The sequence below is a fragment of the Ferrovibrio sp. GW821-FHT12B10 genome (assembly GCF_058807515.1).
This window is the reverse complement of the sequence record NZ_JBXAQT010000001.1, coordinates 3,006,751-3,020,313: the sequence shown is the minus strand read 5'-3', so window position 1 is coordinate 3,020,313 and position 13,563 is coordinate 3,006,751. Positions and strand designations below refer to the sequence as shown.

Annotated in this window: 12 protein-coding genes; 7 read left to right on the top strand and 5 right to left on the bottom strand. The window is 63.1% G+C overall.

The genetic code is table 11. The annotated features are described in order from the left end of the window. Window positions 1–27: 27 nt before the first annotated feature. The gene (locus AC1RRT_RS15175) at window positions 28–1,449 is read right to left on the bottom strand and encodes an ATP-binding protein (RefSeq protein ID WP_493014647.1); all 1,422 of its coding nucleotides are present in this window, start codon (window positions 1,447–1,449) and stop codon (window positions 28–30) included. Next, window positions 1,446–2,252, bottom strand: coding sequence for an N-formylglutamate deformylase (gene hutG / locus AC1RRT_RS15170; protein ID WP_493014646.1), 807 nt, complete (start codon window positions 2,250–2,252; stop codon window positions 1,446–1,448). The genes AC1RRT_RS15175 and hutG overlap by 4 nt, the downstream gene beginning before the upstream one ends. A gap of 206 nt (window positions 2,253–2,458) precedes the next feature. Here hutG and AC1RRT_RS15165 point away from each other — a divergent pair, with 206 nt between their 5' ends. Then, window positions 2,459–3,115 carry a TerC family protein gene (locus tag AC1RRT_RS15165; protein ID WP_493014645.1) on the top strand — a complete coding sequence of 219 codons (657 nt, stop codon included), beginning with the start codon at window positions 2,459–2,461 and terminating at the stop codon, window positions 3,113–3,115. Window positions 3,116–3,180: 65 nt separating this feature from the next. Here the strand turns inward: AC1RRT_RS15165 and AC1RRT_RS15160 are convergent, their stop codons facing one another. Then, a complete protein-coding gene (locus tag AC1RRT_RS15160; RefSeq protein WP_493014644.1) occupies window positions 3,181–4,191 on the bottom strand; it encodes a response regulator transcription factor in 1,011 nt (336 codons plus the stop codon). Window positions 4,192–4,276: 85 nt separating this feature from the next. After that, window positions 4,277–6,811 (bottom strand): ATP-dependent helicase HrpB, encoded by a 2,535-nt coding sequence (gene hrpB / locus AC1RRT_RS15155; protein ID WP_493014643.1) that lies wholly within the window; start codon window positions 6,809–6,811, stop codon window positions 4,277–4,279. A gap of 90 nt (window positions 6,812–6,901) precedes the next feature. Here hrpB and AC1RRT_RS15150 point away from each other — a divergent pair, with 90 nt between their 5' ends. The 6 genes from AC1RRT_RS15150 to AC1RRT_RS15125 all read left to right on the top strand — a co-directional run bounded on the left by AC1RRT_RS15150 (window position 6,902) and on the right by AC1RRT_RS15125 (window position 12,608). Continuing rightward, window positions 6,902–7,810 carry a DMT family transporter gene (locus AC1RRT_RS15150; protein WP_493014642.1) on the top strand — a complete coding sequence of 303 codons (909 nt, stop codon included), beginning with the start codon at window positions 6,902–6,904 and terminating at the stop codon, window positions 7,808–7,810. A gap of 138 nt (window positions 7,811–7,948) precedes the next feature. Further along, entirely contained in the window at window positions 7,949–8,704 is a 756-nt protein-coding gene (locus AC1RRT_RS15145; protein WP_493014641.1) for an ABC transporter ATP-binding protein, read from the top strand. Continuing rightward, window positions 8,697–9,416 carry an ABC transporter ATP-binding protein gene (locus AC1RRT_RS15140; RefSeq protein ID WP_493014640.1) on the top strand — a complete coding sequence of 240 codons (720 nt, stop codon included), beginning with the start codon at window positions 8,697–8,699 and terminating at the stop codon, window positions 9,414–9,416. Before AC1RRT_RS15145 ends, AC1RRT_RS15140 begins: the two co-directional genes overlap by 8 nt. Before the next feature lie 27 nt (window positions 9,417–9,443). Beyond that, complete coding sequence (locus AC1RRT_RS15135; RefSeq protein WP_493014639.1) at window positions 9,444–10,655, top strand: ABC transporter substrate-binding protein; 1,212 nt, start codon at window positions 9,444–9,446, stop codon at window positions 10,653–10,655. A 75-nt stretch (window positions 10,656–10,730) separates the two neighbouring features. After that, window positions 10,731–11,612: a branched-chain amino acid ABC transporter permease gene (locus tag AC1RRT_RS15130; protein WP_493014638.1), complete on the top strand. Its 882-nt coding sequence runs from the start codon at window positions 10,731–10,733 to the stop codon at window positions 11,610–11,612. A gap of 12 nt (window positions 11,613–11,624) precedes the next feature. Continuing rightward, window positions 11,625–12,608, top strand: coding sequence for a branched-chain amino acid ABC transporter permease (locus tag AC1RRT_RS15125; RefSeq protein WP_493014637.1), 984 nt, complete (start codon window positions 11,625–11,627; stop codon window positions 12,606–12,608). A gap of 73 nt (window positions 12,609–12,681) precedes the next feature. On the opposite strand, the gene rfbA is transcribed toward AC1RRT_RS15125, so the two are convergent. After that, window positions 12,682–13,557 carry a glucose-1-phosphate thymidylyltransferase RfbA gene (gene rfbA, locus AC1RRT_RS15120; protein ID WP_493014636.1) on the bottom strand — a complete coding sequence of 292 codons (876 nt, stop codon included), beginning with the start codon at window positions 13,555–13,557 and terminating at the stop codon, window positions 12,682–12,684. Between the last annotated feature and the right edge of the window lie 6 nt (window positions 13,558–13,563).

Sequence of the window (13,563 nt, the reverse complement as noted above, 5' to 3'; positions counted from 1 at the left end):
CAGTTGTGTTGCACTGATATGACAACGCTAGACCGGCTCAGCGGTTGTCTCGATCCTATCGGGAACATTCGGCATACGGATAATGAATTCACTGCCCTGGCCAAGCTCGGATTCAATGACAAGCCGGCCGCGATGGCGGTTCACAATGTGCTTCACGATGGCCAGGCCAAGGCCCGTTCCGCCCAGATCGCGGCTGCGTGCCGAGTCGACCCGGTAGAATCGCTCGGTCAGGCGCGGCAGATGCTCGCGGGGGATGCCTTCGCCCTGATCGCGGATACCGACCTCCTGCCCTTCCCCAGTCGTCACCGGCGCAAGGCGCACCGTGACCGTGCTCTCGGCCCTGCCGTATTTGATGGCGTTGTCGATCAGGTTCTGGAACACCTGCATCAGTTCGTCGCGGGCGCCGCGCACCGGTGGCAGGCTGTCATCCAGCGCCAGCGCGATCTGGATTTTCTTCGCCTTGGCCTGCGGTTCCAGCGCAGCGGCGGCGTCGCGCAGCAGCGGCGCCAGCGCCACCGGCTCGGAAGGATGGTCGTGCTCCCGCATCTCGATCTGCGACAGTGACAGCAGGTCCTGAATCAGGCGCGACATGCGACCGGCCTGGTCGCGCATGATGCCAAGGAAGCGTATCCGCGCCGGCTCGTCGTCCTTGGCCGGTCCCTGCAGGGTCTCGATGAAACCCACCAGCGAGGCTAGGGGCGTGCGCAACTCGTGGCTGGCATTGGCGACGAAATCGGCGCGCATCTTCTCGGCCTTGCGCAGCGCTGTCAGGTCATGCAACGCCAGCACCGCCACCGTATCCTCGCGCGCCGCTGGCAGCGCCACGACGCGCAGCGAAAAGCTGCGACTGTCCGGCACCGGCAGGGTCAGATCGACGGCACTCATGCCTGTCTCACCGCTCAGCACCTCGTCGGCGGCCTGCAGCACGGTGGGATGGCGCAGCGCCGCCGTCAGATCATTGCCGACAATGTCATTGCCGAAGAATTTTCGGGCGGCGAAATTGGCGCGCGCAATGGTGCGGGTGCCGTCCAGCAGCAACACCGGATCGGGCAGCGCATTGAGGATGGCATCAGCCGTGGTGCTCTGCAGCGCGATCTGGCCCTTCTCGTCGAGCAGCGTATTGCGCAGGCGTTCAACGGTGAAGCCCAATTCACCGATCATGGTGAAAGCACCCCAGTCGCTGCTGCTGCGGCTTTCCACGCCGGCGATCTCGTCAGTGCTGCGCAGCACCCGCCAGGCGACCAGCGTGTGCCAGCCGGCGAAGACGGCGACGATGGCAAGCAGCGCGCCGAGCAGGCTCCAGGCAACCGGCGCGGTCAATGCGTCGCCCACCAGCCAGGCCAGGATGATCACGGCCGCGATCGGCAGGCCGAGCATGAGGAACAGTGCGAACCAGCGCGTCAACGGGTAGCGCATCTTGGGCAGGGTCTTTTCGCCGATCTCACTCATACAGACGGTCGCCACTGCAGCAGGACATCCACCAGACGTCGCAGCACCGCCGCGAGAGGTGCTGCACGTTGCGCATCCCAGTGTTCCAGGTTCGCCTCATCCATATAGCAGCTTTGCGCCATTTCGAGTTGCAGGGCATGCACGCCGTTGGCCGGCTGGCCGTAATGACGGGTGATATAGCCACCCTTGAAACGACCGTTATGGATATGGGTGAAGCCTTCGGCCCGGCTCAGCACGCCATAGGCAGCGGCGGCCAGATCGGGCGCGCAGCTACGGCCTTCGTTGGTGCCGAGATTGAGATCGGGCAGCTTGCCCTGGAAGAAGCGCGGCGCTTCCGAAACGATGCTGTGGCCATCGAGCAGGATGGCATAACCGTGGCGCTTGCGGATGGTCTCCAGCTCGGCCGCAAGACGCGCATGATACGGCCGCCAGTAAGTATCGGCGCGGGCCGCGATCTCGTCGGCAGCCGGCGCGGCGCCATCACGATAGAGCGGTGCGCCATCGAAACCGCCGGTCGGGCAGAGCTCGGTATTGTCGGCGCCGGGATAGAGCGCGCGGCCGGCGGGATCGCGATTGAGATCGACCACATAACGCGAATGCGTGGCGACCATCAGGCCGACGCCGGCAGCCGGCGCGAAGTCATAGAGCTTTTCGACATGCCAGTCGGTATCGGCCAGACGCGCGGCGTGCGGCGTCAGCCGCTCGGCCAGGCCCGGACTGAGGACCAGCCCGGCATGCGGGATATTCACCAGCAGCGGACTCCGGCCGGACGACAGGGTGAACAGGGCGGCATCAATGGTCATGACCAGCAATCAGCTCAAAAACAACGAGGCGTCATAGGTAGCAAAGAGCCCGATAAGCGCAAGTTGCCAGCGTCTGCGTAAAATTCCCATAAAATAAAATCTTCATAAACAAAGTGAGTCGCCCGATACCCTGTATTCCGGTTTGCCCCTAGAGTGCCGCCCCGCCGCATCATTAATCTTTATGTCCGACATCAAGGCTGTTCCCGATGGATTTCTCGCTTCTCGGTTTTACCCTCACCCCCGCCCAACTTAGCGCTTTCTTCGAAGTCATCATGATCAACATCGTCCTCTCGGGCGACAATGCGATCGTGATCGGCCTGGCTGTTGCAGGCCTGCCGGAAAAGCAGCGTAACCAGGGCATCCTCTGGGGCATCATCGGCGCCACTGTACTCCGCCTACTTTTCACTGCGATTGCAGTCCAGCTGATGGCCGTGATCGGTCTGATCCTGCTCGGCGGCGTGCTGCTCTTCTGGGTTGCCTGGAAGATGTTCTCCGAATTGCGCCATCAGGCCGCGGAAGAAGCCGGCGAAACGGATGATGCGCCCAAGTCCATGAAGCAGGCAATCATCCAGATCGTCATCGCCGACGTGTCGATGTCACTGGACAACGTGCTGGCGGTTGCCGGCGCCGCCCGCGCCTATCCCTATATCCTCGCCTTCGGCCTGATCCTGTCGATCGCGCTGACGGCGATCGCCTCCAAGGCCATCGCCAAGCTGCTCGATAAGTATCGCATCCTGGGCTATGTCGGCGTCGCCATCATCTGCTACGTCGCCTTCGAAATGGTATGGGACGGTGGCTTCCAGGTCCTGGCCGCCACCGGTCTGGACGAGACGCTGCACCTGCAGAATCTCAAGCCGCACTAACTCTGCGCGCTGAGCATTCCGATCCGCGCCGCTCCCAGGGACGGCGCGGATTTTTTATGCCTTTTTTATGGTTGTGACGCGGCGGTAGCTTCGTCGGTCGGCATGTCCTGCACGGCTTTGCGGGCGCGGAAGCGGTCGATGGCCGAGGCAACTTCGCCGGCCAGCACCGAGGCATCCTGCTCGGGATTGAAAAAGACCAGGACCGCGTCCGACAGGGTCTTGAGCAGGTCGAAGGATTTCTGCCAGTCCGCGGCGAAGGTGAAGCCCTCGCCCTGCTCCGCCATCTGGCGCGCCGGCACCAGCAGGCGATCGCAGATCTGCGCCACCGGTGCGAAAACGCTGTCGCCAACCCGGCGCTGGATTTCCTCGGCCGAGACGATCATGTCGCGCAGCATTGTCAGCGTATCGGGTGTCGGCGGCGTTTCCGACTTGTAGAGCGGCACGATCTGTTCGGCAACAAAGGAAATACGGAAAGCCGAGGCGCGCAGCCGCTGCTGGTTGATCTCCTCGTTGGCAGCCATGATGCCCTGCTGCAGCAGCTTAGCGTCGATGGGTTCGCCGGTCAGTTTGGCGCGCATGGGATTGGGAACGGCGATCAACGGCACGGTGCTGTCGCGGCGCGCCTCCGCCTTGCGCCGGTCAGGGCCGATATAGTCCGAAGTGACGACAAAAGGCTTGCGGTTGAGGCCGACGGCTTCGATGCGATCGAGCAGCGCCTTGGTCGACAGCGGCTTGATCAGCAGATCGTCGGCGCCGGAATCGACGATCCTGCGCACTATCGCCTGTTCGGCTTCCCAGGTCGCAAGGATGATCGGCAGATAGGGATTGATGCCGTCGAGGCGACCATGGCGCAGATCACTGACCAGCTGGATCGCATTGCCGCCGGGCAGCGCGACGTCCATGAACACCAGATCGGGCTGCGCCACTGCAATCAGATCGGCAAAGCCTTCCAGGCTGTCGAATTCACGAAGATTGGTGTAGCCGGCGCCGATCAGCGCCTGCCGGTACAGCGACCGCGTACCCTGCGCCGGGTCGCCGTAAAGTATGCGTACATCGTTGCGGCGCTCGGAAGCCATGACCCGACTCTACGGAGGGAGCATGGCAACAACAAGAGACAGTTCGTTGCAGCCATGCACAAATGCACGCCATTTGTGCAGGTTATCAGCGTGGCCGCGGCTTAGCCCTTGCGGTCGGCAGCGCCGCCAGCGGGTTTTCCGGCCAGTCGTGCTTCGGGTATTGCCCGCGCATCTCTGCCCGCACAGCGCGATAGCTCGACTGCCAGAAACCGGCCAGATCGCTGGTGACCTGCAGCGGCCGCCGCGCGGGCGACAGCAGATGGAGCAATAGCTTGACCTTGCCGCCCGCCACCGACGGCGTATCGGCATAGCCAAACATCTCCTGCAGCCGTACCGCCAGAACCGGCACATCGCCCGACGTGTAATCGAGCGGAATATTGGAGCCTGACGGCACGCGCCAGTGGGTCGGCGTCTCGGACTCGAGCAGCTTCTGCTGCGCATAATCCAGATGCCCGGTCAGTGCCGCATGCAGATCGATATTCGGCAGCTGCGACAGCTTGGTCATGCCGTCGAGATACGGTGACAGCCAATCGTCCAGGCGCTCGCCCAGCGCCGCATCGCTCATGTCGGGCCAGTCGGCCGCCTTGGGCAGATACGCCCGCAGCAGCGCAACGCGGGCCTGCCACTGCCGCAGACCATCGGTCCAGGGCAGCGTCGCCGCAATGCCCCGCTTGCGGATCGCGTCCAGCAAGGCCGTACGAATGGCATCGGCCGGGGGATCGCGCAGCGGCCTTTCCCGCAGCACCAGGGCGCCCAGACGCCGTTGCTGGCGCGCCAGCACGGCTTCGCTGCGGTCGTCCCATTCGACATGATCGCGCGTCGTGATCGCGGCGGCAAACTGCGTCTCGATCTCCGCCTCACTCAAAGGCGCGGCGAGAAAAACCCTCGCATCGGCCTGCGCGCCGTCGACTTCGGCAATGGCGAGATAATCCTGGCCGCTCAAAGCATCGAGCGCATCGAGTTTCGCACCGCGGCCACCGCTGAGCAGGAAACTGCCGGGTGCGCGCCGCTTGGCAATGCGGTCGGGATAGGCCAGAGCAACCAGAATGCCCGCTTCGTCCACCGGGCCGGCATGCGGCGGCGCCTTGATCTGTCGTCGCCAGTCGCCCGCCAGCTTGCGAATCTGGCGCACGGCGTTCATGTCGACGCGCAGACCATGCGGCGTCGTATCGCGTTCTGATTCACCCGCCACGATTTCCAGCCGCCAGCGCAGATCGGCATCGCGCGGCGCACCCTTGGGCACCTTTGAGATATCGCGTTCGCCCAGCAAAGCCGCCAGCGCGCAGGCCAGGCCACCCAGCCCCATCTCGTTGCCACGGATCACCATATGCGACAATCGCGGATGCAACGGCAGATCGGCCATCGCCCGGCCATGGGCCGTGATCGCGTCATCGGTATCCAGCGCGCCCAGATCCTGCAGCAGGCTTTGCGCATAGCGCATGGGCGCGGCCGGCGGCGCATCCAACCATGGCAACGCATTTGTATCGCGCACGCCCCAGGCGGCCAGATCGAGCGCCAGCGACGTCAGGTCGGTGACGGCGATTTCCGGCGCGGTGAATTTGGCCAGTCCGCCATGCGCGGCTTCAGCCCAGAGACGATAGGCGATGCCGGGTCCAAGGCGGCCGGCGCGGCCACGGCGCTGGTCGGCCGAAGCCTGGCTGACGCGCAACGTTTCCAGCTTCGCCATGCCGGTGCTGGGCGAAAAGCGTGGCTGCCGCATATAGCCGCTGTCGACCACCACGCGCACACCTTCGATGGTGAGCGAGCTTTCCGCAATCGAGGTCGACAGCACGATCTTGCGCTGACCGGCCGGGCTTGGCAGCAGGGCCTGGTCCTGCTGCGTCCCAGGCAGGTCGCCATACAACGGATGCACCTGCACGCCTGCCGGCAGCCGCGCATCGCCGAGTTGCATCTCGACGCGGCGGATTTCCGCCACGCCGGGCAGGAAGACCAGGATGTCGCCCTGGGTTTCATCCAGCGCCTGCCGCACGGTATCGGTGACCGCCGCATCCAGCCGGGCCTGCGGCGCCACCGGGCGCCAGCGCGTTTCGACCGGATAGCTCTGGCCCTCGCCCGTCACCACCGGGCAATCACCCATCAGCTTCGCGAACGGCGCGGCATCCAGCGTGGCCGACATGGCGATGAGCTTGAGATCGGGCCGCAGCACCGCCTGTGCCTCGAGGCAGAGCGCCAGTGCCACATCGGATTCCAGGCCGCGCTCGTGGCATTCATCGAACAGCACGGCGCTGATGCCCTGCAATTCTGGATCGCGCTGCAGCCGGCGCAGGAAGACACCGTCGGTGTTGAGTTCCAGGCGGGTCTTTGGTCCAACCTTGCTGTCCAGCCGCACCCGGTAACCGACGGTATCGCCCACCGCCTCGCCCAGCAGGTCGGCCATCCGCTTCGCCGCCATCCGTGCGGCCAAGCGGCGTGGCTCCAGCACGATAATCCGCCCCTTCTGCGACCAGCCCTCATCCAACAGCGCCAGCGGCAGCACCGTGGTCTTGCCCGAACCCGGCGGCGCCTGCACCACCAGATTGGCCGATTGCGCCAAAGCCGCGCAAACAGCGGGCAAAACGGCCTGGATCGGCAGCGCATGAGAGAGTTGCGTTTTTTGCAATGTTCGCGAGTCCGACAACCTGAAATATTAATATTTTAGCGCTACACAGAGCCAATGTCCGAAGTTCCTGTCGTCACGCCGGCCCCCGCCATGTCCCCGTTGCTCAAAGCCATGGCGATGATGATCGGCTCGACGCTGTGCTTTGTTGCCATGCATGCCTTGGTCGCCAAGGTGTCGCAAGGCCTGCCCCCCATCGAAGTGGCGTTTTTCCGCAACCTGTTCGGCTTCGTGGTGCTGTTTCCCGCGATCGCCCGCAGCCGCTTCCGCGCCTTCAAAACCACCAAGATCCATCTGCATGCCGTGCGCGGCGCCCTGAACAGCACATCCATGATGATGTTCTTCACGGCACTGGCGATCACGCCGCTGGCCGAGGCGACCGCGCTGTCCTACACCGCACCGCTGTTCATGACCGTCGGCGCCGTGCTGATCCTGGGTGAAACGTTGCGCGCCCGCCGCATCGCCGCACTGGTGATCGGCTTCATCGGCGCGCTGATCGTGATGCGCCCGGGCTTCGTGCCGATCGGTCTCGGCCCGCTGCTGGTGCTGGGTTCGACCGTGCTCTGGGCTGGCTCGATGATCGACATCAAAATTCTGGCCCGCACTGATTCCAGCCTGACCATCGCCACCTACATGGTGGTCTTCCTGATACCGATCACTTTTGTGGCAGCGCTGTTCGTCTGGCAATGGCCGACCCTGGACCAGTTGCTGCTGCTGTTCATCCTGGGCGCCTGCGGCTCGGCCGGTCACATGCTGTTTACCGAGGCCTTCAAGTATGGCGATACAACCATGCTGATGCCCCTGGATTTCACCAAGCTGATCTGGGCCGCCATGGTCGGCTTCATCTTCTTCGGCCAGGTCCCCGATATGTGGACCTGGATCGGCGGGTCGGTCATTTTCGCCTCTGCAACCTACATTACCTATCGTGAGCACCAATTGGCCCGGCGCGCCGCCCGGGAAGCGGCCAATAGCCCCGCAGAACCCGATCTGGCGCGAAGTTAGGCATAAAATTTCTTAATTTCGCTTGCAACGCTTTGCACGCCCGAGACTATTTACAAGCCCGGTCGAATCCCGTTTGATTTGCACCGCGTCCGGAAGACCGGCCGTCAGGGAGCAAAAACCAAACGAGCGTTCGGGATAATGGCCGACGACTACATTCTTGCGACTTCAGGTCTGACCAAGGAATTTGCCGGCTTCATTGCTGTCAAGGACGTCAACCTGCGTGTGAAGCGCCACACCATTCACGCTCTGATCGGCCCCAATGGCGCCGGTAAGACCACCTTCTTCAACCTGCTGACCAAGTTCCTGCCGCCCAGCCGCGGCACGATCACTTACAACGGTCGCGACATCACGGCGCAAAAGCCGGCGGACATTGCCCGCAGCGGCATGGTGCGCTCCTTCCAGATCTCGGCGGTGTTTCCGCATCTGAGCCTGCTGGAAAACGTGCGCGTCGCCCTGCAGCGCCCGCTGGGCACCTCCTTCCATTTCTGGAAATCGGAAAGCAGCCTGAACGCGCTGAATGACCGCGCCGAGGAACTGCTGACCGCCGTCGGCCTGATCGAATACCGTCGCCACACGGCCGTGGAGCTTCCCTATGGCCGCAAGCGCGCCCTGGAGATTGCCACGACGCTGGCGCTCGATCCGGAAATGATGCTGCTCGACGAGCCGATGGCCGGCATGGGCCACGAGGACATCAACAAGATTTCCGACCTGATCAAGAAGGTGTCGGCCAACCGCACCGTGCTGATGGTCGAGCATAACCTGAGCGTGGTCGCCAAGCTGTCCGACACCATTACGGTGCTGCGCCGCGGCGAAATCCTGGCTGAAGGCAACTACGAGACCGTGTCAAAGAACCCGGAAGTCATCGAAGCGTATATGGGGACCGGCCATGCATAAGGCTGAACTGGCACAGCATGAGCTAAAAGTGGCCGACCTGAATGCCTGGTATGGCGAGAGCCATATCCTGCATGGCATGCAGTTCGAGGTGAACAAGGGCGAAGTCGTTACCTTGCTGGGCCGCAACGGCGCCGGCAAGACCACGACGATGAAGGCCGTCATGGGCATGATCGCCAGCCGCAAGGGCTCGGTGCAGTTCGAAGGCCAGGAACTGATCCAGCTGCCGTCGAACAAGATCGCCAAGATGGGCATGGCCTTCTGCCCCGAAGAGCGCGGCATCTTCTCTTCGCTCAATGTCTACGAGAACCTGACGCTGCCGCCCGTCGTCAAGGACGGCGGCATGAGCCTGGATGAGATCTACCAGATCTTCCCGAACCTGAAGGAACGCCTGAAAAGCCAGGGCACCAAGCTGTCTGGCGGCGAGCAACAGATGCTGGCGATCGGCCGCATCCTGCGCACCGGCGCCAACTTCCTGCTGCTGGACGAACCGACCGAGGGCCTGGCCCCCGTGATCGTGCAGCAAATCGGCGCCATGATCCGTCTGCTGAAGCAGAAGGGCTACACGATCCTGCTGGTGGAGCAGAACTTCCGCTTCGCCAGCACCGTGGCGGATCGCCACTACGTCGTCGAGCACGGCAAGGTCATCGACTTGATCCCGAACGATCAGGTGGCCAGCTCGACCAAAAAACTTGAAACATATCTCGGTGTTTAACAGGCAGGTTTAACCAAGGAGGAAACAATGCGTTTAAAGACTTTGGCTGTTTCTGCGGCAGCATTGCTGGCCGCCGGCAGCGCCCACGCCCAGTTTAGCGATGGTGTGATCAAGATCGGCGTCCTGAACGACCAGTCGGGCCTCTATGCCGATCTGTCGGGTCAGGGTTCGGTCTGGGCCGCCCGCAAGGCAGTTGAGGATTTTGGTGCCGCCGCCAAGGGCCTGAAGGTCGAGGTGGTCTTCGCCGATCACCAGAACAAGCCCGACATCGGCTCGAACATCGTGCGCCAGTGGTATGATGTCGACAAGGTCGACGTTGTTGCCGACGTCCCGACCTCGTCGGTGGCGCTGGCCGTCAACCAGATCAGCCGCGAAAAGAACAAGGTCTTCCTCGGTTCGGGCCCGGCTTCGTCGGACCTGACCGGCAAGGCCTGCTCGCCCAACACCGTGCACTGGACCTATGATACCTGGGCTCTGGCGAATGGCACCGGCAAGGCGCTGGTGAAGACCGGTGGCGACAGCTGGTTCTTCCTCACCGCCGACTACGCCTTCGGCCACGCCCTCGAGCGCGACACCAGCGAACTGGTAAAAAACACCGGTGGCAAGGTTCTGGGCGCCGTGCGTCATCCTTTCCCGGGCACTGACTTCTCGTCCTTCCTCCTGCAGGCGCAGGCTTCGAAGGCGAAGGTCATCGGTCTGGCCAATGCGGGTGGCGACACGATCAATTCGATCAAGCAGGCGGCTGAATTCGGCATCACCGAAGGCGGCCAGAAGCTCGCGGCGATGCTGATGTTCATCACCGACGTCCATGCGCTGGGCCTCAAGACCGCCCAGGGCCTGACCTTCACCGAAGCCTGGTACTGGGATCTGAACGATGCCAACCGCGCCTTCGCCAAGGAATTCTCCGCGGCGAATAAAGGCCTCTACCCCTCGATGGTGCAGGCCGGCGTGTACTCCTCGGTGTTCCATTACCTGAAGGCCGTGGAAGCGCTGAAGAGCGATGCTGACGGCGTCAAGGTCGTGCAAAAGATGAAGGAACTGCCGACCGACGATAAGCTGTTCGGCAAGGGCAGCATCCGCGTCGACGGCCGTCACATCCATCCGATGTATCTCTTCGAAGCCAAGAAGCCTTCGGAGTCGAAGGGTGCGTGGGATTACGTGCATCTGCGCGCCACCATCCCGGCCGAAGAAGCCTTCCGTCCGCTCAAGGACGGCGGTTGCGAGCTGGTGAAGAGCTAAGTCTGTAAGTCTACGGGGTGCCGGCCGGCAGCAGGCCGGCCGGCACATCCGCTTTATTCTCTCGGGGGACACTGCATGTTCGAGTTGTTGGGCATCGCGCCGCAAATGCTGTTCGGCCAGCTTCTGCTTGGCCTGATCAACGGCGCTTTCTATGCCATGATGAGCCTCGGCCTGGCGGTGATCTTCGGCCTGCTGAACGTCATCAACTTCACGCACGGCGCCCAGTATATGATGGGTGCCTTCGCAGCCTGGATGCTGCTCAACTGGCTCGGCATTCCCTACTGGGGCGCCCTGGTCCTCGCGCCCATCATCGTGGCTGCGACCGGCATCGTGCTGGAAAAGCTGTTCCTCAAGCGCCTCTATCATCTCGACCATCTCTATGGCCTGCTGCTGACCTTCGGTCTGGCGCTGATGATCGAGGGCTTCTTCCGCAAGCAGTTCGGCTCGTCGGGCCTGCCTTATGCCAACCCGCTGCCCGGCGGCATGCGTCTCGACTTCATGTTCCTGCCCAATTACCGCGCCTGGGTCGTGGTCGCCTCGCTGGTGATCTGCTTCGGCACCTGGTTCATGATCGAGCGCACCAAGCTGGGCTCCTACCTGCGCGCCGCCACCGAGCGGCCCGATCTGGTACAGGCCTTCGGCATCAACGTGCCGCGCATGATCACCCTGACCTACGGCTTCGGCGTCGGCCTGGCCGCGCTGGCCGGCGTGCTCGCCGCCCCCGCCTATAATGTCAGCCCGGTGATGGGCTCAAACCTGATCATCATCGTCTTTGCCGTGGTCGTTATCGGCGGCATGGGTTCGATCCTGGGCGCCATCATCACCGGTTTTGCCCTCGGCATCATCGAGGGCCTGACCAAGGTCTTCTATCCTGAAGCATCCAACACCGTCATCTTCATCATCATGGCCATTGTGCTGATGGTGAAGCCTGCCGGCCTGTTCGGCACCCAGAAGTAAGGGGTCTTCGCCATGTCCACCGCCGCTGCCCCCGCCACCGCCGCCATCAAGCCGGGCACCAGTCGCAAGAACCGTGATCTGCTGATCTTTGCCGGCTTCATCGCCCTCGCCCTGGTGGCGCCGGCGGTGGTCTATCCGGTCTTCCTGATGAAGGTGCTGTGCTTCGCGCTCTTCGCGCTCGCCTTCAACTTGCTGATCGGCTATGTCGGCCTGCTGTCCTTCGGCCATGCCATGTTCTTCGGCTTCTCGGCCTATATCAGCGGCCACACCGTCAAGGTGCTGGGCTGGTCGCCTGAACTCGGCATTCTGGCTGCCACGGCCTGCTCAGCTGTGCTCGGCCTCGCCACCGGGCTTCTCGCCATCCGTCGCCAGGGCATCTACTTCGCCATGGTGACCCTGGCGCTGTCGCAGATGGTGTTCTTCTACTGCGTGCAGGCCAAATTCACCGGCGGTGAAGACGGCATCCAGGCGATCCCGCGCCGCGCTCTGTTCGGCCTGCTGGAAACCCGCAACGACTACACCTTCTACTATGTCGTGCTGGCGATCTTCGCCATCGCCTTCCTGATCATCTGGCGCACCATCCATTCGCCGTTCGGCCAGGTGCTGAAGGCGATCCGCGAGAACGAGCCGCGCGCCATCTCGCTGGGCTACCGCGTCGACCACTACAAGCTGGTCGCCTTCGTACTCTCGGCCGCGCTGGCCGGTCTTGCCGGCGCCACCAAGGCGTTGGTGTTCCAGCTCGCCTCGCTGACCGACGTCACCTGGCAGATGTCGGGCGAAGTGGTGCTGATGACGCTGGTCGGCGGCATGGGCACCGTGTTCGGCCCGATCGTCGGCGCCGCCATTATCATCACCATGCAGAACTACCTTGCCGGTTTCGGCGAATGGGTGCTGGTGATCCAGGGCGCGATCTTCGTGGTGGTTGTAATGGCCTTCCGCAAAGGCATCGTCGGCGAGATCCAGGCCTGGTGGCAGCGTCGCGCCGACAAGGCCTGATCGCAGGCTTTACCGGATACGAAAAAGCCCGGGCTCGTCCCGGGCTTTTTTTATTGGCTGAGGGCGATCCGTCTTAGCGGTCGTTCTGCTTCAGGATCAGCCGCAGATATTCGCCATAGGTATTCTTGCCATATACGGCAGCCATCTTCTCGACCTGCGCGGCATCGATATAGCCCTGCCGCCAGGCGATCTCCTCCGGCACCGCGATCTTCAGGCCCTGGCGCTTTTCCACCGTGGCGATGAAGTTGCCGGCATCCAGCAGGCTGTCCGGCGTGCCGGTATCGAGCCAGGCAAAGCCACGGCCGAACAGTTCGACATTCAGGGCGCCGCGCTCGAGATAGACGTTGTTGAGGTCGGTGATTTCCAACTCGCCGCGCGCCGAAGGCTTGAGCGCCGCAGCGATGTCGCAGACCTGCTTGTCGTAGAAGTAAAGTCCGGTGACAGCCCAGTTGCTGGGTGCCGGATTTGGCTTCTCGATGATCGCCTTGACACTCTTGTCGGCATTGAGATCGAGCACACCGTAACGCTCAGGATCGGCCACCCAGTAGCCGAAAACGGTCGCGCCGTCCTGGCGGCCGGCCGCACGCTGCAGGATGGCGCCAAAGCCCTCGCCGTAGAAGATGTTGTCGCCCAGCACCAAGGCGCAGGGCTCGCCGGCGATGAAATCGCGGCCGATGAGGAAGGCCTGCGAGATGCCCTTGGGCTCGGGCTGCACCGCATAGGAAATCGAGACACCCCACTGGCTGCCATTGCCCAGCAGGTTGCGGAAGGCTTCGGCATCGCGCGGCGTGGTGATGACCAGGATATCCCGGATGCCAGCCAGCATCAGCGCGGTCAGCGGGTAATAGATCATCGGCTTGTCGTAGACCGGCAGCAGCTGCTTGCTGGTCACCGTGGTGGCGGGATGCAGCCGGCTGCCGGCGCCGCCGGCCAGGATGATGCCCTTCATGATCGG